24 protein-coding genes are annotated in these 22424 nt (G+C 39.7%); 5 read left to right on the top strand and 19 right to left on the bottom strand.

Annotation, left to right across the window (positions count from 1 at the left end; translation table 11 throughout):
- Nucleotides 1-52: 52 nt before the first annotated feature.
- Nucleotides 53-385 carry a YuzD family protein gene (locus tag HNP81_RS10655; protein ID WP_028393709.1) on the bottom strand — a complete coding sequence of 111 codons (333 nt, stop codon included), beginning with the start codon at nt 383-385 and terminating at the stop codon, nt 53-55.
- A 150-nt stretch (nt 386-535) separates the two neighbouring features.
- Between HNP81_RS10655 and HNP81_RS10650 the strand changes: the two genes are divergently transcribed.
- The gene (locus tag HNP81_RS10650; protein WP_028393708.1) at nt 536-772 is read left to right on the top strand and encodes a NifU family protein; all 237 of its coding nucleotides are present in this window, start codon (nt 536-538) and stop codon (nt 770-772) included.
- 164 nt (nt 773-936) lie between these two features.
- Here HNP81_RS10650 and thrB read toward each other — a convergent pair whose 3' ends face one another.
- The 5 genes from thrB to yutH all read right to left on the bottom strand — a co-directional run bounded on the left by thrB (nt 937) and on the right by yutH (nt 6558).
- Entirely contained in the window at nt 937-1854 is a 918-nt protein-coding gene (gene thrB / locus HNP81_RS10645) for a homoserine kinase (RefSeq protein ID WP_246399308.1), read from the bottom strand.
- Between the two features lie 14 nt (nt 1855-1868).
- Nucleotides 1869-2933, bottom strand: a complete 1065-nt coding sequence (thrC, locus tag HNP81_RS10640; protein WP_028393707.1) for a threonine synthase — start codon at nt 2931-2933, stop codon at nt 1869-1871.
- Nucleotides 2930-4228, bottom strand: coding sequence for a homoserine dehydrogenase (locus HNP81_RS10635; RefSeq protein WP_182502607.1), 1299 nt, complete (start codon nt 4226-4228; stop codon nt 2930-2932). Before HNP81_RS10635 ends, thrC begins: the two co-directional genes overlap by 4 nt.
- Before the next feature lie 278 nt (nt 4229-4506).
- Nucleotides 4507-5475 carry a 2-hydroxyacid dehydrogenase gene (locus HNP81_RS10630; RefSeq protein ID WP_182502606.1) on the bottom strand — a complete coding sequence of 323 codons (969 nt, stop codon included), beginning with the start codon at nt 5473-5475 and terminating at the stop codon, nt 4507-4509.
- A gap of 81 nt (nt 5476-5556) precedes the next feature.
- Nucleotides 5557-6558, bottom strand: coding sequence for a spore coat putative kinase YutH (gene yutH / locus HNP81_RS10625; RefSeq protein ID WP_182502605.1), 1002 nt, complete (start codon nt 6556-6558; stop codon nt 5557-5559).
- 219 nt (nt 6559-6777) lie between these two features.
- Here yutH and HNP81_RS10620 point away from each other — a divergent pair, with 219 nt between their 5' ends.
- Nucleotides 6778-7272 (top strand): phosphatidylglycerophosphatase A family protein, encoded by a 495-nt coding sequence (locus tag HNP81_RS10620; protein WP_028393703.1) that lies wholly within the window; start codon nt 6778-6780, stop codon nt 7270-7272.
- 185 nt (nt 7273-7457) lie between these two features.
- On the opposite strand, the gene HNP81_RS10615 is transcribed toward HNP81_RS10620, so the two are convergent.
- Nucleotides 7458-8225 carry a TIGR01457 family HAD-type hydrolase gene (locus HNP81_RS10615; RefSeq protein ID WP_182502604.1) on the bottom strand — a complete coding sequence of 256 codons (768 nt, stop codon included), beginning with the start codon at nt 8223-8225 and terminating at the stop codon, nt 7458-7460.
- Between the two features lie 26 nt (nt 8226-8251).
- The gene (locus tag HNP81_RS10610) at nt 8252-8689 is read right to left on the bottom strand and encodes a DUF86 domain-containing protein (protein WP_028393701.1); all 438 of its coding nucleotides are present in this window, start codon (nt 8687-8689) and stop codon (nt 8252-8254) included.
- Between the two features lie 337 nt (nt 8690-9026).
- Between HNP81_RS10610 and HNP81_RS10605 the strand changes: the two genes are divergently transcribed.
- The gene (locus HNP81_RS10605; protein ID WP_182502603.1) at nt 9027-9314 is read left to right on the top strand and encodes a cytosolic protein; all 288 of its coding nucleotides are present in this window, start codon (nt 9027-9029) and stop codon (nt 9312-9314) included.
- 110 nt (nt 9315-9424) lie between these two features.
- Here the strand turns inward: HNP81_RS10605 and HNP81_RS10600 are convergent, their stop codons facing one another.
- A complete protein-coding gene (locus tag HNP81_RS10600) occupies nt 9425-9562 on the bottom strand; it encodes a hypothetical protein (protein ID WP_182502602.1) in 138 nt (45 codons plus the stop codon).
- Nucleotides 9559-9831, bottom strand: coding sequence for a YutD family protein (locus HNP81_RS10595; RefSeq protein ID WP_028393699.1), 273 nt, complete (start codon nt 9829-9831; stop codon nt 9559-9561). The genes HNP81_RS10600 and HNP81_RS10595 overlap by 4 nt, the downstream gene beginning before the upstream one ends.
- 110 nt (nt 9832-9941) lie before the next feature.
- Between HNP81_RS10595 and HNP81_RS10590 the strand changes: the two genes are divergently transcribed.
- The gene (locus HNP81_RS10590) at nt 9942-10589 is read left to right on the top strand and encodes a YhcN/YlaJ family sporulation lipoprotein (RefSeq protein ID WP_182502601.1); all 648 of its coding nucleotides are present in this window, start codon (nt 9942-9944) and stop codon (nt 10587-10589) included.
- Nucleotides 10590-10700: 111 nt separating this feature from the next.
- Here the strand turns inward: HNP81_RS10590 and lipA are convergent, their stop codons facing one another.
- Nucleotides 10701-11618, bottom strand: coding sequence for a lipoyl synthase (gene lipA, locus HNP81_RS10585; RefSeq protein WP_182502600.1), 918 nt, complete (start codon nt 11616-11618; stop codon nt 10701-10703).
- A gap of 199 nt (nt 11619-11817) precedes the next feature.
- Between lipA and HNP81_RS10580 the strand changes: the two genes are divergently transcribed.
- Complete coding sequence (locus tag HNP81_RS10580) at nt 11818-12795, top strand: M23 family metallopeptidase (protein WP_182502656.1); 978 nt, start codon at nt 11818-11820, stop codon at nt 12793-12795.
- Nucleotides 12796-13330: 535 nt separating this feature from the next.
- Here the strand turns inward: HNP81_RS10580 and HNP81_RS10575 are convergent.
- The 8 genes from HNP81_RS10575 to sufD all read right to left on the bottom strand — a co-directional run bounded on the left by HNP81_RS10575 (nt 13331) and on the right by sufD (nt 22421).
- Nucleotides 13331-14419, bottom strand: coding sequence for an HD-GYP domain-containing protein (locus tag HNP81_RS10575; protein WP_028393695.1), 1089 nt, complete (start codon nt 14417-14419; stop codon nt 13331-13333).
- A 584-nt stretch (nt 14420-15003) separates the two neighbouring features.
- Nucleotides 15004-15309 (bottom strand): YunC family protein, encoded by a 306-nt coding sequence (locus tag HNP81_RS10570; RefSeq protein WP_028393694.1) that lies wholly within the window; start codon nt 15307-15309, stop codon nt 15004-15006.
- A gap of 67 nt (nt 15310-15376) precedes the next feature.
- Complete coding sequence (locus tag HNP81_RS10565; protein WP_182502599.1) at nt 15377-16750, bottom strand: bifunctional metallophosphatase/5'-nucleotidase; 1374 nt, start codon at nt 16748-16750, stop codon at nt 15377-15379.
- Nucleotides 16751-16920: 170 nt separating this feature from the next.
- Complete coding sequence (locus HNP81_RS10560; RefSeq protein WP_182502598.1) at nt 16921-17769, bottom strand: DUF72 domain-containing protein; 849 nt, start codon at nt 17767-17769, stop codon at nt 16921-16923.
- A gap of 99 nt (nt 17770-17868) precedes the next feature.
- Entirely contained in the window at nt 17869-19266 is a 1398-nt protein-coding gene (sufB, locus tag HNP81_RS10555; protein ID WP_028393691.1) for a Fe-S cluster assembly protein SufB, read from the bottom strand.
- Nucleotides 19267-19466: 200 nt separating this feature from the next.
- On the bottom strand, nt 19467-19895 hold the full coding sequence (gene sufU, locus HNP81_RS10550) for a Fe-S cluster assembly sulfur transfer protein SufU (protein WP_028393690.1): 429 nt from the start codon (nt 19893-19895) through the stop codon (nt 19467-19469).
- Complete coding sequence (locus tag HNP81_RS10545) at nt 19885-21114, bottom strand: cysteine desulfurase (protein WP_028393689.1); 1230 nt, start codon at nt 21112-21114, stop codon at nt 19885-19887. The genes sufU and HNP81_RS10545 overlap by 11 nt, the downstream gene beginning before the upstream one ends.
- On the bottom strand, nt 21114-22421 hold the full coding sequence (sufD, locus tag HNP81_RS10540; protein WP_028393688.1) for a Fe-S cluster assembly protein SufD: 1308 nt from the start codon (nt 22419-22421) through the stop codon (nt 21114-21116). Before sufD ends, HNP81_RS10545 begins: the two co-directional genes overlap by 1 nt.
- Nucleotides 22422-22424: the final 3 nt, after the last annotated feature.

Below are 22424 nucleotides of genomic sequence, written 5' to 3'. Positions count from 1 at the left end.
AACTTTGTTATAGAGTGCATGATCAGACCTTTTGGGATACCCTCTATTTTTTTCATGCTTCGAGAGTCTGATACCCGTACCTCTCCATTTCCTTTACAATTGCTTTAAGGCGCGGATTTCCTTCACCAACAATTTCATCACCAATGAGAATGAGCGGATAAAATAAGTCTTCTTCTATAATCCTTTCAGCCATCTCCTGACGTTTAGGATTTTCTTGCGGTTGGAAGATATCAATGTAAGTAATGGCAAATGGCTGGCCGGGAAACTTTCTGGATAGAGCTGCTTCCAGCCATTCATACGTGTCCTTTGACGATGGCAGATTTACACAGCTTGCACAGATCTGTTCAGCTCCATACACTTGTATTTCAATCAGCTTGTTTTCCATATCTTTCTCCCTTTTACATGTATTCTTACTTTCATTTTACCTGATTTTTACTAAAACGATAATAAAAAGGTTCCAAAATTCCAATAATCTTTCCGTTGGATTTTTTCATATCATGCTATTATAATAAGAGTATGAAAGGAGTCGATTGTAATGTCTGAACAAACGATTGAAGTTCAAGTACAAGAAGTACTTGATAAGCTTCGTCCGTTTCTTCTTCGTGACGGCGGTGACTGTGAACTTGTAGATGTAGAGGATGGGATCGTTAAATTACGTCTGCTTGGTGCATGCGGAAGCTGTCCGAGTTCTACAATTACCCTAAAAGCCGGTATAGAGCGTGCTCTTCTAGAAGAAGTTCCAGGAGTAGTTGAAGTAGAACAAGTATTCTAATAGGATAATTGAATAAAAGCTGACACCTTTGCATTGCGCATGAACGGTAGTCAGCTTTTTATTATGGAAAAGGGACGGGGCTTCGCATAATCAGCTCGCACCGCCACCATTATGATTAAGCAAGGCCTGCTTCATAATTTACCCTTCATAATAACTGGTGGGTATTAACGCCATTCAAGTTTTGTATGTTCGTCAGCTAAAACGAATGTTTTGCTGCCTTCGTTATCAATATCCAAAACTTTAACATCGAAATCAGGGAATTCATTTTGAAGCGATTTCTGGACGTTACAAGCAGCATTTTCTGGAACTAGACATAGCACCGTTGGACCAGCTCCACTTAAAGCAGTACCATAAGCACCGTTAGCTTTTACCATTGCTTCGATCCGTGGTAGATGTGGTACTAAATGAGCCCGATAAGTTTGATGAAAGCGATCACGGTTCATCATCTCTCCAGCCAATGGCCAATTCCCCGACAGAACAGCTCCTAAAAAAACATTGGCAGCTGCACTCCCATGAATGGCATCTTTAAATACCAATTTCTCAGGAAGTGCATTTCTCGAGTCCTCTGTCCTTAACTCATAATCTGGGATAACAGCGACAGCCTTAATTCCTTCAATTGGAAATGAAAGCACATCTGTCTCATCATCAGAATGCCAGCCAACAACTAGTCCCCCCATTACTGATGCTGCAGCATTGTCAGGATGACCTTCGAAAATAGAAGCATGCCTTGATTTCTCTTGCGCAGACAAGTTCAAATCAGCAGCAATATTGGCCAGTTCTATTCCAGCAACGATTGCAGATGCGCTGCTACCCAAACCTCTTGCAAGCGGGATTTCACTTGAAATTTCCAACCTGCATGGTCGCAGTTCTTTTCCATAATGTCCAGCAACTTCTTTAGCAATCGTAACGATATAATTTGAATCATCACTAGGAAAACTCTCAAGCTCTTTCGACAAAGCGATAATATTCCATTCATCCGTATATTGACCTTGAATATCTAAATATAAACCGAGCGCCATACCAATTGAATCAAATCCAGGTCCTAGATTTGCTGTACTTGCTGGGACCCGGATGTAAAACATTTCACTTTCTCCAATCATGACTGAACCAAGCCTTGTTGCAAATGTTCTAAGATCACTTTCTCATCCATTGGCAGCAATTGTGGTTTAATCTCACTATGATCGACGGCAACATTCGGATCTTTCAATCCATTTCCTGTTAAGACAGCGACAATTTTGCTGCCTTTTTTTATTTCACCATTCTGTAGTTGTTTGATGATTCCTGCAATGGAAGCACATGAAGCCGGTTCAGCAAATACACCTTCAGAACGTGCAAGTAAGCGATACGCTTCAAGAATTTCTTCATCTGACACTTCATCAATTTTTCCATTTGACTCATTTGCAGCTTCAACAGCGAATTTCCAGCTAGCAGGATTGCCAATACGAATCGCTGTCGCAATCGTTTCCGGTTCTTTAATGACACGGTTATGAACAATAGCAGCTGATCCTGCTGCTTCAAATCCCCGCATTTCCGGTAGGCCTGTTTGCTTTTGTTCGTTATATTCTTTAAACCCTTTCCAATAGGCCGTAATATTTCCGGCATTACCAACCGGAAGAGCTAAGATGTCTGGAGCCGAACCGAGAACATCGCAAATTTCAAATGCTGCCGTTTTTTGTCCTTCAATTCTGTATGGATTTACAGAGTTAACAAGTGTAATCGGCGCTTTTTCACTAATACTTCGAACAATTTCCAAAGCGTCATCGAAGTTACCTTCAATAGAGACGATTTCCGCCCCATACATCACGGCTTGTGCAAGCTTGCCCATCGCAATTTTTCCTTCTGGAATGACAACGATACATCTCAAATTCGCACGTGCTGCATAGGCAGCAGCAGCAGCGGAAGTATTTCCTGTTGATGCACAGATAATGGCGTTACTGCCTGCTTCAACTGCTTTAGCAACAGCCATCACCATACCGCGATCCTTAAATGAGCCAGTTGGATTCAAGCCTTCGTATTTTACATAGAGCTCAATTCCCAATTCCTTAGAAAGGTTTTCACATTTAATGAGAGGCGTATTTCCTTCATGTAGGGATAAATCAGGTGTGTTCTCATTCATAGGTAACATTTCTCGGTATTCGCTTAATAGGCCTCTCCAGCTCATTTGCCATTCTCTCCTTCAACACGATACGTGCTTTTGATTTCTTTAACCATTTCATAATCATTTAGTTTTTGTTGGATTTTTTCAAATTCAGTTAATGTTGCGTGATGTGTAACAAGGACAATTTCAGATGAACCTTTTTCGTTTAACGGAAGCTGAAGGATTTTATCAAAACTTACTCCGTGCTCTGCAAACAGCATCGTGATCTTGGCAAGCACACCCACTTCATCCTTCACATGTAATCGAATAAAGAATTTCGCATGGATTTCAGATGGTTCTTTCATCGTTTTCGGGTATTGTGGTGCAACTGCACTACGGCCGTTCACACCAAGTCGCATATTCTTTATCACAGCGACCAAATCAGACACGACAGAAGTAGCCGTTGGAAGACTACCAGCACCTGGACCATAGAACATCGTTTCACCGACCGCTTCGCCATACACATAGACAGCATTATACTCATTATGCACAGATGCTAGCGGATGATGCTCAGGCAATAGCGCAGGCTGTACGCTAACCTCAACCTTTTCGCCGTCTCTTGAGGACAAACCGATCAGCTTCATCGTATAACCAAGCTTCTTACTGTATGCTAAATCTTCTTCAGAAATTTCGGTAATCCCTTGCACCGTAACATCTTCAAGATCAATGGTCATCGAAAATCCAAGCGTAGAAAGAATCGCCATTTTTCTTGCAGCGTCCAGTCCGCTCACATCTGCTGTAGGATCAGCTTCTGCAAATCCCAAGCTCTGAGCTTCCTTTAATACCTCTTCATAGGCGCTTCCATCTTGACTCATTTTCGTTAAGATGAAATTCGTTGTACCGTTCACAATTCCCATCATCTTCGTAATTCTGTCAGAGGCCAGTCCATCCGCAAGTCCGCGAAGAATCGGAATTCCCCCAGCAACACTTGCTTCATAAAATAAATCACATTCATTCGCAGTTGCTTCTTTTAATAACTGTGACCCATATAAGGCCATTAGATCTTTATTGGCTGTAATAATATGTTTTTTGTTTCTGATTGCACGAAGAAGATAATCCTTCGTTTCATCAATTCCCCCCATAACCTCAATGATGACATCGATCTCAGGATCCTCTAAAATTTCATCTACATTGGATGTTAAGATGCTCTTATCTATAGCAACCTGACGATCTTTCGCAGAATCTTTCACAAGGATTTTCTTAATATTTATAGCACACCCAATTTGGTGCATCAACTTATCTTGATGTTGTTCAATAATCTTGACAACCCCAGATCCGACCGTACCGAGGCCTAATAATCCAATTGATATTGCTTTCATACGGCTCCACCCCATTTGTTTTTATAGAGAATACATTTGTTTTTGTATAGTAGACATTATATCTGTATTTTTTTATTTTTTCAATAGTTAGATAATGTTTTTTCTATAATTCTACGAATTTGTTATAAGCCATAAAGTAAGATGCCATAAAGTGAAAGAGGCAGCCCCAACATCCTCTATATATCGTTAATCTATCGTGAATGACACGATAAAACGGTATATAAAGTGTGAAGTCTGACCCTTTAGGACACCATCCCTCGTGATGGCTAATAATTTTTTTAGGGATTCACAATCGTTTTAGGCTGCCCGCCGTAAAGGACACGCGCAATATTTTCTATACAAAGCATAATCATTCCTTGACGCGTTTCTGCACTCGCACTACCGATATGGGGCAAAGCAACGACATTTGGTAAAGTAAGTAATGGATGGTCACTACCAATCGGTTCTTGCTTGAATACATCTAAACCAGCACCTGCTATTTCACCCTTCACAAGTGCCTCGAATAGAGCGTCTTCATCCACAACTGCACCTCTGGAAACATTAATAAAGATTGCTGACTGCTTCATTTTCTGAAATGCTTCTTTATTGAACATTCCTGCTGTTTCATCTGTTAATGGCGTTAGGCAAACAATGAAATCAGCCGTTGTAATTAACTCTTCAAAGCTTGTGTAACGAGCACCTAATCTTTCCTCAGCTTCTGTATTTCTGCTACGATTATGATAGAGAATTTCCATATCAAAACCTGTAGCACGTTTTGCAACAGTCTCGCCAATTTTCCCCATTCCTACGATCCCAATTGTTTTATGGTGGATGTCATGACCCGCAAGTAATAGCGGACTCCATCCCGTCCATTTCCCTGCTTTTACGATTTCAGCCGCCTCAACAATTCTTCTTGCAGTTGCCATTAATAGCGCAAACGCCAGGTCTGCCGTTGTATCCGTTAATATATCAGGTGTATTGCATACAGTGACTCCTCTTTCAATTGCAGCTGCAACGTCTATATTGTCATATCCAACGGCAAGATTCGCGATAACTTTCAAATTTCTCGCAGCATCCAACAATTCTAGGTCGACTTTATCAGATAGCATGGTCAATAATGCATCTGCTTTTGCTGCTTCTTCCAGTAAAATGTCTCGTGGGACAGGCTGCTCCTCGTATTCCCACATGTTCACGACGAATGATTCGTTCAATCCTTTCAATGCTTCTCGGCTAATCTTTCTTGTAATAAAAACATAAGGTTTCCTCATTGAACTCAAATCCTTCTCTCTTATATTCTCACTCATCATATCATAAGAGAAGGAATGTATGGATAAAAATGTAAGCATCATTCATAACCAACTTACGTCTGGAAGCTGAAGCCGTTTGGATGGGATTTGGGCAATCTCATAAAAACTGCGAAGGAATTCTTGGTAATAAGCAGAAGTATTTGCGATCGTTTGAATTTGTTCTTCCAATTCATTCGCTCTCGCCTCTTTGGGACTTGAAAAATACTCTTCTACCACTTCAAAATAGTGGATTGGAAACAATAAACGTGAATAAAGCAATCGAGAAGAAAAGCTTGAAAGCGGTCCAATCGTTTGATATTCACGCATAAATGTGGATACACCCGGCTGATACGTATGTTGATTATGTAAATAATGATGGCGAACCCATTCCGCTACATCTCTGGTTGCGTGGTCAAATATCCAATCAAACGGATTTTTTATACAATATTTCCCGCTCCACGTCTCAGATGTAAATCGATCATAGCAAACCGTACCACTATCACTAGCTATTGGTGTATCATCAATTTCGGTATCAACCAAATATTGAATCGCCGTTTCACCTAATGACATATAGTAAGGAAAGGTGTCAATAAATTCTTTTTCAAATGGATTATTCGGATGCGCCTTCAGTTTCTCATTCCAAATTTGCTCAAGCTGATCAATCCGCTGTTCCCAAAGTTCTTTCCACTGACCAATTCTCGAACAAGCTTTAATAGCCGTAGGAATACCGCGTGCTCGATAATGAAATTTAGCGATTTTCCTACCGAGCTGTTGACTTCTCGGTTCATGTAAAGTTCGAACGGCCACAAGTACGAATGGCTGTTCTTCTGCCTCCGATACATAACTACCATGATTCGCCATTACAAATTCAGCTATATATCGATCACCTTGCTGAATTAATTGATCGGCCATCATCTTTCTTTCCTGCAATTCTTCTTGATCCACTTCGCCAAGCGGAATAATACTGTAAATGGTTGGACCGGAAATAAAGGAAGGGTATTTCCCTAAAACTTCCTCACGTTCTGGCGTAATCCCATACGATTCAAATATAATCTCCTCAATCATATTTATCCGCACCTTTCATTTATGTGATACTCATTTAAGTTTTTCAAGAAGGATATAAACCAAGAAAACGGGCAATTTAAAGGTACAAACACAAGGATAATATGCCACTTTCCCTTATATATATGAAGAACATTCAATTTTCTGAATGTTTATTAAAAAATTAGAATAAACATGTTTATACATAGTTACCACTATCAAACACGAAACGGGTGATCTGTAATGGATGAAGTTATTAACGTATCTGAACAGACAGCAAGAAGATGGTTAAAAGAAAGAGGCGTAAAAATTGAGGATATTGCGGAACTCGTGATGTATCTACAAGCAAGTTACCATGAAAACCTTGAAATGAAAGACTGTATTGAAAATGTAGAAAGGGTCATATCAAAACGCGAAGTCCAAAATGCGATTCTGACCGGCATCCAACTCGATGTCCTTGCTGAAAAAAAGATGCTGGAAGAACCGCTGCAAAAAATCGTGGAAATAGATGAAAGTTTGTATGGTGTAGATGAAATCCTTGCCTTTTCCATCGTAAACGTATACGGATCAATCGGCTTTACGAACTATGGTTATATCGATAAGCAAAAACCAGGTATTCTGAAGTATTTGAATGATAAAAGTACAGGAAAAGTCCATACGTTTCTCGATGATATCGTCGGTGCCATTGCCGCTGCCGCTTCAAGTAGATTGGCGCACCGAGCTAAAAGCAAAAAGTAATTAGAGTGTTTATCCCGCATTAACGGGCAGTAAATCCCACCATTAAGGTTTAGAAGAATCGATTGAAGCATAGGATCGGGGATGAAGATAGCGGCACAGATTGAAGTTTCACTTTATCCAAAAATGATTATAAGAACAAATAAAAGAAGCTTGGACGTAGAGTAACATACCCAAGCTTCTTCTTTTTAGAACTTCCAGTCAGCTAATGTATCAATAACATGTGTCGGTTGTTCTTGATAATTTTTCAATAATTCTTTCGTTGTAACACCAGTATGTACTAATAATGTATCTATCCCCGCATTAATCCCGGCAAGAATATCTGTATCATAGTTATCGCCGACCATAATGGTATCTTTCTTATCAACACCAAGAACCTTTAATGCTTGTTCAACAATAATGGATTCTGGCTTGCCAATAAAAATAGGCTGTATCCCTGTTGATACAGATATGACTGAGGCAATCGAGCCATTGCCCGGAAGAAGACCTCGTTCAGTTACAAGTGCTGCATCACTATTTGTCGCAACAAAGGTTGCACCATTCCGTACCGCAAGACAAGCTTTTACGAGCTTTTCATAATTGATTTTACGATCAATGCCCATTGCGACAAAATCAGGGTTTTCATCAGCTAAGGTAAATCCTTTTTCTTGAATTGCATTCAAAAGCCCTTCTTCTCCAATAACATAGACAGAGGCCTCACTTTGGCGTTCTGCAATAAAGGTCGCAGTCGCCATCGCACTTGTGAAAACTTGATCAGCTTCCGTTTCAATCCCAAAATCACAAAGCACTTGAGCCACCTGCGCTGGAGTTCTAGATGCATTATTTGTCACGAATAAATAAGGAATATTTCGGCTTCTTAAGCCTTCAATAAAACCAGCGGCTTCTTTAATTTCTTCAGTTCCTCGATAAATAGTGCCATCTAAATCAATCAGATAGCCTTTATATTCTTTCTTCATATGATCCCTCTCGTTCTTCATTTCTGTTAATTCTTGAATGCTGAAACTGGACCTAGTTCATTTATTAAATAATTCCTTACGACTTTAGGGTATTCGATAAATGCTTGGATATTTTCGCTAAAAACGGTAGCCACCGTTTTCGTGTCTGCTACTAAATAGTCCTGAACCAACATTTTTCTAAGCGGAAGAATGTGCTTAAATTGATGGGCCATTTTTTCATCAATTACTTTTTCATCCAATAGAATGTCCACGATGTCTTCATAACTTCCTGGATCGCGCATAATGAAGCCATCAATAATCGCATTCCCTGTATCTAACATTGCATCAATGGAAGTCTGAACAAGTCGGCAAAGAGCAAGGCTAGCAAGCTCATTATCCCAATTCGACTGTTCCTCGAAAATGCGAAGCCGCTGTTCCAAATGTAGTAAATGTTTTTCAATTTGCTGTCTGTCAACAAAATACAAAGATATTCAATCCTTTCTAATTTGAAAAGGATACCATGTCCCTCTTCTCTAGTCTTGGCGTAAACATAATTTTCTATGTATTATGTGTTCTTATTCGACTAATGTAAGATTATTAAAATCTTTTAAAAAACCCCACAATATATCTGTTTGCAACTTAATTAAACGACTATATTCTTGTTAGATTTCAGCATAATGCAAGATGATACTACTATAATTTTATCATAGTTCTCACAATTGTTGTATAAAGTCTATATTTGAAAAAAGTAATGCACTACCTCATGTTTTCAACAGAAAAGGACAACCTAAGATTTACAGTGAAGTAGAAAGGATGTTGAATATGAATGATAACAACCGTTTCCACGAGATCTCAAATGTGGAAAAACAAAAGAATGATTTACTTCCTGAAGAACTGCCTGAAGGACCTTATGGAGCCCCACGTGGGGAGATGACATCTGTTGAAAATAAAAGCTCTCCATGGAAAGAAGGACAGCGTTATACGAGTGCCTTCAATTACGAATACAAATCGCTTCATGAAAGTCTGCCTCGTCAAATGGATGGTGCCCACCCACCCCATGACGATCCTGACAAACACGAACAAGCCCCACATTCTACAACTCCTGATTAGAGGTAGAATAACTGTCACTTAAAGAAAGGGTCAGACTCCACATCTACTACATACCGTTTAAAACGGAAGATAGAGTGTGACGTCAGACCCTTTTCTAGTGCTTGTTTAGTTTATCCTGCATTCACATGCAGTAAAATCCCGATTGGTGAGATAGAGGTAATCGGGTCCGTACTGTCGATTAATTGATCAACAGTAGAACGGGACTTACAAGCAGAAGGGGTAGAAGCCCCCACTGTTTGAAGTTTCACTTTATTTTCTTTAAAACAAAATATGGACAGCCAAAATTACAGTATTCATAAAGGTATTCGGTTAATGTACTAATTTTTGTATCAAACGTAGCTTTTTGGTTATCATCTTCAAAAAAACCGCGCAGACGTAATTGTCCATATCCCCAATCACCAACAATATAATCATATTTAGTCAATATCTCACTATAACGAGCTTTAAATGCTTCTTCATTGTAGCCATCTCTTCGTTCTTCTACAATGTCATAGGCTAAATTATTGATGCTTATCATCCATCTCACCTCTTATTCCAATTCCTACTTAAATTATAACTGATTAGCCAGCAATTACTAAGCGAAATTTAGCGGTATTTGCTCATCCTATCTCTTAGGAGGTGTTTTTATTGAAAAAAGCAGTTCTAGCGTTAAGCTTATGCTCTATTACGTTATTTGCAGGTTGCTCCGCTCCTAAGGAACAAGGAAGTGAAGTAACCGACAACATCTCAAATCCAGTTAAAGTTAACTCACCAACCAAATACTATGATGAAGATTATAACAATAGCACCAATCAAGGATCTGATTTTGGCTTTACTCGAATGGACAGTACAAATATTAACGGCAAAAATATTGCAAACGTCGCAAATGAAAATGTAGCCATTGATCGGGAACAATTGGCTAGTGTTATTACTTCGCTTACAGCATCACTGCCGAACGTAAAACGTGCGGCTTCACTTGTTACAGATGAGGATGTTCTTGTCGTATATGAAACCAACTCATCAAACCGATCGGAAACCGCTGATCAAGTGAAGAGAACAGCTATGTCAGTTGTTCCCCGCTATTATCACGCATATGTAAGTGATGATTGGAAACTTGCTCAAGATATCGAAAACTTCGCAACTCGAGGTTCCGATCAAAATAATATCGACCATACTATCGACAAAACAATTCAAAATATGTTGAAATCACCACAAGGAAAAGATTATAGCAAAGGAGAAAATGAAAACGGAGAAATGATCCATCAAAAAGATGAGCGTATGAATACGAATCGATAATCTTCATACCATATCAAAAAAAGCGGCCCCAAAAGGGTCTGACCTTACAATCTATATACTGTTTTTAACGGTATATAGTACCTGTAGAGTCTGACCCTTTTGTTAATCTATTTATTTCGCTTCAAGAATTTTCTCACCTTGTTCTTGCATATGCTTCGCAGCAGCATTTACTTGTTCATCAGCATGATAGGAAGAACGCACTAATGGTCCGGCTTCACAATGGCTGAATCCTTTTGTCAAAGCGATTTGTTTTAATTCGTTAAATTCCTCAGGGCTATAATACTTTTGCACCTTTAAATGTTTTTTGGATGGCTGTAGATATTGGCCAATTGTCATAATATTAACATCATGCGCCCGTAAATCGTCCATCGTTTCAATGATTTCTTCTTTCGTTTCGCCCAAACCAATCATAAGACTCGACTTCGTTGGAATTTCTGGGTACATTTCCTTCGCTCTCTGTAATAGCTCAAGTGAGCGATTATATTTGGCACGAGCACGGACTCGATCAGATAAGCGACGAACTGTCTCAATATTATGATTTAGAATATCTGGCTTTGCATCCATAAGGGTTTTTAAGTTTTCGTAAACTCCCCCCATATCTGAAGGCAATACTTCAATTGTAGTAAATGGGTTTTTTCGACGAATGGCACGCACGGTTTCAGCGAATACACCGGAGCCTCCATCTTTCAAATCGTCGCGAGCTACAGCAGTAATAACGACATGTTTTAGGTTCATCGTTACCACTGAATCTGCAACACGTTCTGGCTCTGCCAAATCCAATTCAGTTGGAAGACCTGTTTTTACAGCACAAAAGCGACAAGCCCTTGTACAGATCGCCCCAAGAATCATGAAAGTCGCAGTCCGACGAACGGCCCAACATTCGTGAATATTAGGACATTTTGCTTCTTCGCATACTGTATGTAATTTCTGCTCTCTCATCATTTTTTTTAAGCCAGTGTAATTTTCATTCGTATTCAGTTTGATCTTCAACCAATCTGGTTTACGAAGATATTCTTCTTTGGTGGTCATGAAGATGCTCACTCCATTTCTTTATTAGAAAAAGTTGGGTTACATTGCCTACTAGTGTCACAATATCATAATAAAGCAAGCGGATACAACTAAATCGGTCAATTGGGAAAAATTAATTAAATTAATTCTCTGTTATTTCAGCAAACTAACGATATTCATTACCATCAGAAGGGAGAATTAGAAAGTGAAGCATAAAATCATGCTATCATTTCTGCTGCTTTCCATACTTAGTTTTCCTGAAAGCCATTCTGTTGCTTCATCAACAGCAATATCAGAAAAGGAAATGCTGGAAAAGCGATTAGAATTATTTAAAAATATGGAAACCGCTGTTCAACTTCCATGGTATTACCTTGCGGCTGCCGACCAATATGAACGCAGCATTCGACAGGCAAGAAATGATGTAGAATCCGTAAAGGGTAATATTTCTATTCATATAAAGCCGGCCCAATGGAGCGGTGCCTTAAATCCGAATCAAGAGGACACAAATCCATACTCCATCTCCGTATTCAATGGCATAGGAAAGGACGGAAATGGCGATCACGTTGCCGATCTTACGAGTGATGAAGACTTATTATTTACATTCGCTAATTTTCTATTGGCATATGGGTCAGATGAGGATAATATCCGAATTGGCTTATGGAATTTTTATAAAAGAGATAAAGCTGTTGGGATTATTATGGGCAATGCAAAATTATTCAAGAAATTCAATCGGATAGATTTACAAGAAAAAGCATTTCCTGTCCCGGTAAAGACTAACTATACGTATCGCAGTACGTGGGGAGTTGCACGCGGTTGGGGCGGTCGGAGATCTCATGAAGGGACAGACATCTTTGCCCACTATAGTTTACCAGTACGCGCTACGTGTTATGGAATAGTTGAAATGAAAGGATGGAATAAATACGGCGGATGGCGAATTGGCATTCGAGATATTAATAATACGTATCATTACTTCGCCCATTTAAATGGCTTTAAAGATGGGATTAAGGTGGGAGATATCGTAAAACCAGGACAAGTAATTGGTGGGGTAGGCAGTACAGGCTATGGACCTCCAGGAACTTCCGGTAAGTTTCCTCCCCATCTTCATTTCGGAATGTATAAAGATAATGGAAAAATTGAATGGAGCTTTGATCCTACACCACATCTCCGTGCATGGGAACGAAAAGAACTGTCAAAGTAACAATAAAGTGAAACTTCAATCAGTGGGGTTTTCTTCTTCACCCACTGGTTGTTAGTCTCGTTCTTCTAAACCTCCTGCTCACGTATCTGTAAGTTTCCCTGTATCTCATCAATCAGGCTGTTACAGGCAGTTATCCCCCACCCTCTGCTTCCTCGATTCCTGTAAGCCTTAACGTGAGGGTTTTACTTTCTGTCATGCGGGATAAAATCCAAAGCGCTTATTGAGGGACTTCGTTAATATAGGCTGTTTTACACGACTTGGATTGATTTCCGTTACAGGTACTCGCTTTCCGCTGGCGGACTTAGGAGCCTCCTCAGTGCTTCGTACATGCAGGGTCTCCCTCAACACGCTTCTCTAAGCAGGTGTCACCCACCTTCCACGACAATCAATATCTGCTCAAATTTGTTACTTGCTAAAAACACCAATCTTTACGAAAAGAGCCTTAATATAAGATGAGCAATCTTGATCAGGGCGTACCTCCCTATCAAAATGCTCATCTAAAATAAGTTACTAAGTACTCGTCTCATTTTTCTCTTCAATCATCTACTAAACAGCTCGTAATCAACAAATGATTATGATCTTTTAAATTACAGAAGTATGTATGTTCAAGTTCTATACCATTTTCTTCAATGATTAGCAGAACTGGTCGATCACTTATTCCAGCATTTTGCGATGAGACGACTCCCTTTCGCCCATCGTTCAATTGCACAGTTAAGCCATCTGGATAAATCGTAACCGAGCGCCGAAATGCTTCGACAATTTTTGCTTCAAATTGAGTTTCAGAGCCTGCATATAAAATTTCCAGAGCTTCATGCGGGAGCATTGCTTGCCGATATACTCGATTCGATGTGACGGCATCAAATACATCTGCAACAGCAATAATCTTAGCAAAAAAATGGATATCATCTGCATATAAACCACGAGGATAGCCTGAACCATCTAAACGCTCATGATGTTGATAGGCACAATGAGCAACTAAAAGTGGAACGGAGTGAATTTTTCTAAGCAGCTGAAATCCAAATTCAGAATGTTGTTTAATCATAGAATATTCTTCCTCAGATAATCTTGCTGGCTTTTTTAATATATCTGGCGGAACTAGCATTTTTCCAACGTCATGAAGGATTGCACCGAGACCGAGAATTTCCATTTGTTTAGGTTTCATTTTCATTTCTTTAGCAATTGCTAAAGTATATAATGTCACATTTATAGAGTGGTTAAAGATATAATCATCATGAATATAAACATCTGAAAGCAATGTCAAAAGTTTCTCACTATTTTTGATTTCAGTTGTAATGTTTCCAAGTAATTTACTAATTCGTTGTGTTTTCCCTTCAATTACAAACGAACACTCCTGCATGTTCTTGGATTTAACATCAAGAAAAATATTCTCAATGGTTTTAACAGTTCTTCTTCTCAATTCGTGCGAGATGGTAGATTCTGCTTTAATATCTTTCGTTCGCTCGTCTGCGACATAAACAAAAGAAACATCCAATGAGAGTAATCTTCGTTTAATTGTGTCCGATATTTCACAGCCTTCTCCTAGTAGAATCGTTCCCCGGTCATTAAAAATACTTTTTCCTAGCCGCATCCCCGGCTTTAACGCTTGTGTTTTCAGTAGCCTCATAACATGTTCTGTATCCTCTCTATAACTGAAACATTGAAATTTTCATACAAAACGCCACCATTTACTATGAAGGTCCATCCTGTAGCACGCACTCCACCTATCACAATGGTGGCGGTTCTGAGCTGGATTTTGGAGTACTTTCTTAATAAAGGAAGTAGATCTACATAGTAGATTGACTATTTTAGTTAGTCGCGAAGCTCCGTCCTCATGCCCTTCATGACAAAAAATATGACATACATCATCATTCATTTTTTATTATCTACATTGTATTTTATCGGTACTACATACATTTTTTTAAGCCATTCTAATTTTTTCCCTAACTTTTACATATGAAACGTCCATAAGCTCCTTCTCTAAAGCCTAACGATGAATAATGTTCAGGTTCTATGAAGCGTAATACCTTATAAAGGTGGCGGTTCGGAGCTGATTTTGTGAGGCCCCGCCCCATTTCCACAGAGAAAAGGCCGACTAAAGCTAAGGCTAGACTCCACATTGCAATATCTAGTATCAAACAAACGTTTAATACAGATCATTTTGTAAGAGTTAGGCCCTTATAGTCGCCCTCTTTCACATTGCTATATATGTCACTCATGCATGAGCAATAATGCATCGCTGCCCTTCATGCCAACGGAAATTCCCAATCTTTCTGCCTCTACCGTTACCGATTCCAACGGCGCCGTAAGCAGCTGTTCAAGTGTACGTACACCTGTTGCTCGACCAGCAATAATTTTGCGGGCGCCCAATTTTTCATTGAGCAAAGCAACATCTAATGCACCACACATGATATATCCTGTTTCTGAAGCAATAGCCAGTAAGTTTGTTTTCGGCAAGGCTACAGAAATACCGATAAATGTCTTACCAGCTATCGTAATAGGAGTTACATTCATCAATGTAATCGCCCCCTTTCATTCATCATACTGTATGAATAAAAGGGCCATTATGTGTTATTGTCCAAGCTTATTCTTTACCTAATTTCCAGGCTAAAAGATCTCTCAGAAATTCTGGCATGAAATATTCTTTTGCTTCCGTCCGCTTGATCTGTGGAAAAAAACGACCGAAAGTAAACATATCTGGAATCGCTAGCTTATATGTTTGATCAGCCTGTAGTTCATTTCCATTAATCATGACTTTTTTTATAAGTCCTTCGTCATTCTCCACAAAGTCAATCCCTTCATACACCATCATGCCCATGATGGTCCCTCTAAAGCCTAATCCCTTTAACTGAATGTGTGGCCATTCTTCATCTCTTGATTGCAAAATAACCTCTTTTAATTCTGCACCATTTAGTTCAGTTACACATGGATTAATAGGATGAGGACAGGTTCTATGAATATCCCCTTTTGTCACAGGACCTCTCGACAATGCTTCTAGAAGAAGACCAGCGTTGAGGAAAGCACAGTCTGCATTTGTCCATTCTTTTAACGATTCACAGAGTAGTTTAGGTAGCGGAGATGGTTGAAACCAGTCATTTTCAATAGGTTCTGGCAGGATAGCTATTACATCTTCAAGCTCCTTCTCACCGGCATTACGTACATTTTCAACCCATTGATCTTCGTTCGGCGCTTCTTCCAACTCATTCGTATCATATAACTGTGCTTTCTTATGAATGATCGTTTGATTTGCATCCAGCTCGATTTCAACATGCCCAACAAATTGACCATATTTCCCAGCCCCGCATAGAAGTGAGTTTCCAACCATTTTTCCTTGGTGTAGAATATGATGGGTATGTGCTCCAAGTATCACATCCACTTCGGGAAATTCAGCAGCCATTCTTTCATCGTCATGAATGCCTAAATGTGATAGGACGACAACGAAGTCCGCTTGATTATGAATAGCTTTAAGTTGTTTTTGTAATTCGGCAAAAGGCTCATTTAAATACCAGCCTAAATTCTCGTAAAATTTATGAAAATAAGCGGTGACTCCTATCAAAGCGATCCTCGTACCATGATTAGTAGTATGTATGAAATATGGAAGTGCCCATTTCGGACGGATTCTTTTTTTATTATACAAGTTTGCTACTAGAACTTTAAATTCTGCTTGATCATAAAGAGTAGATAATACTTCATTCGGGAGTGTAATTCCTTCGTTATTACCAATCGTTACGTATTGGTACCCTGATTCATTCAACAAACTTACATTTCCCTTACCGAGTGTCCCTTCTGTATAGGGATGCCATCGATCAACATGGTCACCGATGTCTAGAAGGAGGATCTCTTCGCCAGTCTCCTGATGCAGATTTTTTCTTTTTTGTAAAAAATGAGCGATACGAGGCCAATTTTCAAAATGGCTATGGACATCATTTGTGTGATATAAATGGATGATCTCTGACAATGTTTTTCCCCCTATGTATCCAAATATGCCTCCGAATAATTTAAAGCCCAGCTAAGGCATACTTCCTCTAAAGTTATCCTCTTAGAAAGAATACGGATATGGACCCATTATATATGACTGCCCGTTAATACGGAATAGAGCTCATACCATGTGGGCGTTTAATCTTATATTTAAAATAAATCCAGCTGTTTAGGGGCTAATCCACCATACTCAATTCCGAGTAAGTCAATCATTTGTTTCGCGTTATCTGCCGCGTCCCCACCTGAATTATTGTTAAATAAAACATACACATCTTTAGCCGTTTCTTCAAGTTTTCTGAGCCTGCTTACCCATTGTTGCAATTCTTCGTGGTTATAGCGGTAGAGATAGCGGACCTCACGCCAATCTTGTCCACCGCTTGCCTTTTGCCAACCATGAACATTCCGACCGTGAAATCGGACAAGTGCTTTTGTTTGATCAGTCGTCACGAGAACAAGTGGCACCGAACCATTTCCTGCTTGTGGTTCATCACAAACTGTATGTATCCAACCCTCTTCTTCCATAAACGAAAGTGTCTTCTCATACATCCCCGGTGCAAACCAGCTTTGATTGCGAAATTCTAGAGCAATGGGTACATCACCCATTTCCGCTTTACACCAGCGTAAGTAATTCACATTTTCACGATTACATTCAAACCATGGCGGAAACTGAAATAGGACCATTGCGAGTTTATTTGCTTTTTGATAAGACTCGAGAGAAGCGTGAAATGCATCAAACATTTGCTTTTTACTTTCATAGCGATTTTCTCCGCGCAAATGCCCTGTCATCCCTTGATAAGCTTTCACAACAAACTGAAAGGATGCAGGCGTCTCAGCGACCCATTTATCACTATTCCGCTTGGGTTGCACTGCATAAAACGACGAATCGACCTCGACCGTCGGAAAATGCGCCCCATATTCCCGTAGCCGATCACGTTTCGAAACCCCAGCCCCATACAAACTATCATGATCCCCCCAACCAGTCACACCAATATAAATCATCGAACCTCTCCTTTAAGGGGTCAGACCCCATTTCCCAGTTTTATTTCCCGAAAGAAAAACCTGCCGAGTGAATCGGCAGGTTTCGTGGTTTAGGAAGTATTATCCGATAGATCCTTCCATCTCGAACTTGATAAGACGGTTCATTTCTACGGCATATTCCATTGGCAGTTCTTTTGTAAATGGTTCAATGAAGCCCATAACAATCATTTCTGTAGCTTCTTGCTCAGAGATTCCACGGCTCATCAAGTAGAACAATTGCTCTTCTGATACTTTAGATACTTTCGCTTCATGTTCTAATGAAATATTATCATTTAAGATTTCATTGTAAGGAATAGTATCAGAAGTAGAACTATTATCCAAAATTAACGTATCGCACTCGATGTTTGAACGAGCACCATCCGCTTTACGTCCAAAGTGAACAATTCCGCGGTACGTTACTTTTCCGCCTTGTTTCGAGATTGATTTGGATACGATGGTAGAAGACGTATTCGGTGCCAAGTGCAACATTTTGGCTCCTGCATCTTGGTGCTGTCCTTTACCTGCGATTGCAATCGATAATGTTAGACCACGTGCGCCTTCTCCTTTAAGAATAACAGCAGGGTATTTCATCGTTAATTTAGATCCGATGTTTCCATCAATCCATTCCATCGTCGCATTCGCGTCACATACTGCCCGTTTCGTAACTAGGTTATATACGTTGTTTGCCCAGTTTTGAATCGTCGTATAACGGCAGTAAGCATCCTTCTTAATGATGATTTCTACAACCGCACTATGAAGTGAATTTGTTGTATAAACTGGTGCTGTACAGCCTTCAACATAGTGTACGCTTGCGCCTTCATCAACGATAATTAGTGTACGTTCGAACTGTCCCATGTTTTCCGAATTGATTCGGAAATAAGCTTGTAGTGGCGTATCTACTTTAATGCCTTTAGGAACATAGATGAATGATCCACCAGACCATACTGCTGAGTTTAGCGCAGCAAATTTATTATCTGATGGTGGAATAGTTTTTCCAAAATGCTCGCGGAAAATATCTTCATTTTCTTTAAGCGCTGAATCAGTGTCCTTAAAAACAATTCCCAAGTCTTCAAGATCTTGCTTCATGTTATGGTAAACAACCTCTGATTCATATTGAGCTGAAACCCCAGCCAAATACTTTTGCTCTGCCTCAGGAATTCCTAACTTATCAAACGTTTGTTTAATTTCATCTGGAACTTCATCCCAAGATTTCTCAGATTTCTCAGATGGTTTTACGTAATACGTAATTTCATCGAAATTCAAGCTGTTTAAGTCGCCGCCCCATTGTGGCATTGGCATGTTATAAAAAAGTTCCAATGACTTTAATCGGAAATCAAGCATCCATTGCGGTTCTTCTTTCATACGAGAGATTTCTTCGACGATTTCTTTTGTCAAACCACGTTTTGAACGAAAGATCGATACATCTCTATCCGCAAAGCCATATTTATAATCACCGATATCAGGCATTTTCTTAGCCATAGCTCGTTTTCCTCCATTTCAAAATGGCAAGGATGTCTCATTAGAGTCTACCCCTCATCAGAGACGCTTCTTACTCATTGTGTTTATTTATTCCAGGTTAATAGGCTGTAATACCCCATCTGGTGTCGATGAACAGCCTGTAAATCCGTAATTGCAGTCAACTAACCATCAATGGGAGATGCCCCCCACTAATGGAAGTTTCACTCTTTCAACCCTTTTTCCATCGCTTTCCAAGCTAATGTTGCACACTTAATTCTAGCAGGGAATTTCGAAACTCCTTGAAGGGCTTCAATATCACCAAGGTCTAGAGTATCATCGTATTCATTACCTTGAATCATTTCGGAAAATGTTTTTGAAAGTTTGACTGCCGTTTCAATATCTTTCCCTTTTATCGCCTGAGTCATCATCGAAGCTGAACTCATTGAAATCGAACACCCTTCACCTTCGAATTTCGCATCGACTACTTTCTGATCTTCCACTTTCATCGTTAAACGGATTCGGTCGCCGCATGTCGGGTTATTCATATCAATAGTTAAGTTTCCATCTTCCAAAACGCCTTTATTACGAGGCTTTTTATAATGGTCCATAATGACTTGTCGATAAAGTGTATCTAAGTTATTAAAGGACATTACTGAAATACTCCTTTGTTTTGACAAGCCCTTGTACAAGCTTATCAATATCTTCTTCGGTGTTATACAGGTAGAAACTGGCACGTGCTGTTGCTGATACATCAAGCCATTTCATTAATGGCTGTGCGCAGTGATGTCCTGCGCGAATGGCAATTCCATCCATATCAAGCACGGTTGCTAAATCATGTGGATGAACGTCAGCAATATTAAACGTAATGACTCCAGCTCGCTTCATCGGATCAAGCGGACCATAAATCATTAAGCCTTCAATCTCTGCCATTTTCTCTAGTGCATAGGCAGCTAAATGATGCTCATGAGCCTCAATATTGTCTAAGCCAATTTCAGTAAGAAAGTCAATGGCTGCTCCTAGACCAATGGCACCAGCTATTATTGGAGTTCCCCCTTCAAATTTCCAAGGGAGCTCTTTCCATGTCGATTCATATAGACCTACAAAATCAATCATCTCTCCTCCAAATTCAACTGGTTCCATTTTTTCTAAATGCTCTTTCTTGCCATATAATACGCCGATACCAGTCGGTCCGACCATCTTATGACCTGAGAAAGCAAAAAAGTCACAATCTAAATCTTGAACATCTACTTTTAAATGCGGTGTACTTTGGGCACCATCTACCACCATAATCGCTCCATGACTATGAGCAATCTGCGCAATTTCTTTAACTGGGTTTATTACACCTAATACATTTGAAACATGCATGATTGAAACAATCTTTGTTGCATCTGTGATCGTTGCTTTAACGTCATCAATAGAGATTGTTCCATCAAGCTGAAGTGGAACATACTTCAGGACAGCACCCGTCTGCTTAGCAATCTGCTGCCATGGAATGATGTTGCTATGGTGTTCCATATAAGAGATGACTATCTCGTCACCCTCTGATAGATTGGCGCCACCATAGCTTTTCGCTACTATATTTAAAGAAGTTGTAGTGCCTCGCGTGAAAATAACTTCTTCCATCAGTGAGGCATTAATGAATTTGCGAGCCTTTTCACGGGCTCCTTCATACGCATCCGTAGCTTTTGTTCCAAGTGTATGAACTCCGCGGTGTACATTGGAGTTGTAGCCGCGGTAGTAATCTTCAATGGATTGGATAACTGCGCTAGGCTTTTGTGAAGTCGCAGCACTATCGAGATAAACTAGAGGCTGGTCATTAACTTCTTGATCTAAAATTGGGAAAAGCTTACGAATTTCGTATGGATTCATTATCTAACTTTCCTTTCAATTACCTCAACTAGTTGCTTCTTAACACCTTCAATTGGAAGTACACTTACTACTGGTGCAAGGAAACCATGGATGACTAAGCGCTCTGCTTCAGTCTTTGGAATTCCTCTGCTCATTAAGTAGTATAATTGAAGTGGATCTACACGACCAACTGATGCAGCATGTCCTGCCGTAACATCATCTTCTTCAATAAGTAAGATTGGATTCGCATCTCCACGAGCTTTTTCACTAAGCATTAATACGCGTGATTCCTGCTCTGCGTTCGCTTTTGTTGCTCCGTGTTCGATTTTTCCAATACCATTGAAAATTGTCTGAGCACTCTCTTTCATTACGCCGTGCTTCAATATATATCCTTCAGAGCGTTTTCCATAATGAATAATTTGCGTTGTGAAGTTCTGCTTCTGTTCCCCGCGGCCAACGACAACTGACTTCGTATCTCCAAATGAACCATCGCCCATTAAATAAGTTGTGTTATCAGAAATCGTATCTCCATCATTCATTAACCCAAGCGCCCACTCAATTCGAGCATCACGACTTGCTACACCTCGTCGGTTCACATACGTAGTAAATCCTGAAGAAAGTGTATCAACAGCTCCATAAGTGACTTTCGCATTAGCATTAGCAATGACTTCCGTCACAATGTTTGCAATTCCAGATGCTGATTCAACCGTAGAAATGTAGTTTTCTACATACGTTACTAAACTATTGTCATCCGCTACAATTAATACATGGTTGAATAATGTAGTATCTGTATGATCCACTAAGAAAATAGATTGAATCGGCTCTTTAATCTCAACATTTTTCGGAACATATAAAAATGCTCCTCCGTTCATTAACGCAGCATGGAATGCTACAAGGCGATGCTCATCAGCATTTACACCGTCTTTCATGAAATACTTTTGTACAAGTTCTCCATGTTCGCGAGCTGCTGTGAAGATATCTGTAAAAATAACTCCTTGAGCCTTCAACTCTTCTGATAAGCTGAAAAATGCAGGTGTATTATTGCGTTGGATATATAAGTTTTTGCTTTCTTCTAAATCAACAAGTGATTTCACAGCTTCAGGAAGGTCATTCAATGATGTGAATGCTTCACTTTCAACAGTATGAGATTTGAAAGAAGTGAAATTCCATTTATCTATTTTCGTCTTATCAGGTCTTGGCATCGGCAGATTTTCTAGTCCTGCAAATGCATGAACTCGAAGTTCTGTCAGCCAAGCTGGTTCGTTGTTTTGTTGTGAATAAGAGCTGATATACTCTTGTTCAACTGGTAGTTTTGTTTCGGTAGTCATGGC

Source organism: Peribacillus huizhouensis, assembly GCF_014138605.1.
GTDB classification, from domain to species: domain Bacteria; phylum Bacillota; class Bacilli; order Bacillales; family DSM-1321; genus Peribacillus; species Peribacillus huizhouensis.
Note: the sequence above shows the minus strand (reverse complement) of the source record. Positions and strands in the feature narration are given on the sequence as shown.

What these genes read in the sequence shown, in the direction of transcription:
- HNP81_RS10595 (WP_028393699.1), bottom strand. Translation starts at nt 9,831, where the DNA reads ATGATAAGCATCAATAATTTAGCCTATGACATTGTAGAAGAACGAAGA.
- HNP81_RS10655 (WP_028393709.1), bottom strand. Translation starts at nt 385, where the DNA reads ATGGAAAACAAGCTGATTGAAATACAAGTGTATGGAGCTGAACAGATC.
- HNP81_RS10605 (WP_182502603.1), top strand. Translation starts at nt 9,027, where the DNA reads ATGAATGATAACAACCGTTTCCACGAGATCTCAAATGTGGAAAAACAA.
- thrC (WP_028393707.1), bottom strand. Translation starts at nt 2,933, where the DNA reads ATGAGCTGGAGAGGCCTATTAAGCGAATACCGAGAAATGTTACCTATG.
- lipA (WP_182502600.1), bottom strand. Translation starts at nt 11,618, where the DNA reads ATGACCACCAAAGAAGAATATCTTCGTAAACCAGATTGGTTGAAGATC.
- thrB (WP_246399308.1), bottom strand. Translation starts at nt 1,854, where the DNA reads ATGTTTTACATCCGGGTCCCAGCAAGTACAGCAAATCTAGGACCTGGA.
- yutH (WP_182502605.1), bottom strand. Translation starts at nt 6,558, where the DNA reads ATGATTGAGGAGATTATATTTGAATCGTATGGGATTACGCCAGAACGT.
- HNP81_RS10545 (WP_028393689.1), bottom strand. Translation starts at nt 21,114, where the DNA reads ATGAATCCATACGAAATTCGTAAGCTTTTCCCAATTTTAGATCAAGAA.
- HNP81_RS10630 (WP_182502606.1), bottom strand. Translation starts at nt 5,475, where the DNA reads ATGAGGAAACCTTATGTTTTTATTACAAGAAAGATTAGCCGAGAAGCA.
- HNP81_RS10560 (WP_182502598.1), bottom strand. Translation starts at nt 17,769, where the DNA reads ATGATTTATATTGGTGTGACTGGTTGGGGGGATCATGATAGTTTGTAT.
- HNP81_RS10650 (WP_028393708.1), top strand. Translation starts at nt 536, where the DNA reads ATGTCTGAACAAACGATTGAAGTTCAAGTACAAGAAGTACTTGATAAG.
- HNP81_RS10635 (WP_182502607.1), bottom strand. Translation starts at nt 4,228, where the DNA reads ATGAAAGCAATATCAATTGGATTATTAGGCCTCGGTACGGTCGGATCT.
- HNP81_RS10580 (WP_182502656.1), top strand. Translation starts at nt 11,818, where the DNA reads ATGCTATCATTTCTGCTGCTTTCCATACTTAGTTTTCCTGAAAGCCAT.
- HNP81_RS10615 (WP_182502604.1), bottom strand. Translation starts at nt 8,225, where the DNA reads ATGAAGAAAGAATATAAAGGCTATCTGATTGATTTAGATGGCACTATT.
- HNP81_RS10620 (WP_028393703.1), top strand. Translation starts at nt 6,778, where the DNA reads ATGGATGAAGTTATTAACGTATCTGAACAGACAGCAAGAAGATGGTTA.
- sufB (WP_028393691.1), bottom strand. Translation starts at nt 19,266, where the DNA reads ATGGCTAAGAAAATGCCTGATATCGGTGATTATAAATATGGCTTTGCG.
- sufD (WP_028393688.1), bottom strand. Translation starts at nt 22,421, where the DNA reads ATGACTACCGAAACAAAACTACCAGTTGAACAAGAGTATATCAGCTCT.
- sufU (WP_028393690.1), bottom strand. Translation starts at nt 19,895, where the DNA reads ATGTCCTTTAATAACTTAGATACACTTTATCGACAAGTCATTATGGAC.
- HNP81_RS10575 (WP_028393695.1), bottom strand. Translation starts at nt 14,419, where the DNA reads ATGAGGCTACTGAAAACACAAGCGTTAAAGCCGGGGATGCGGCTAGGA.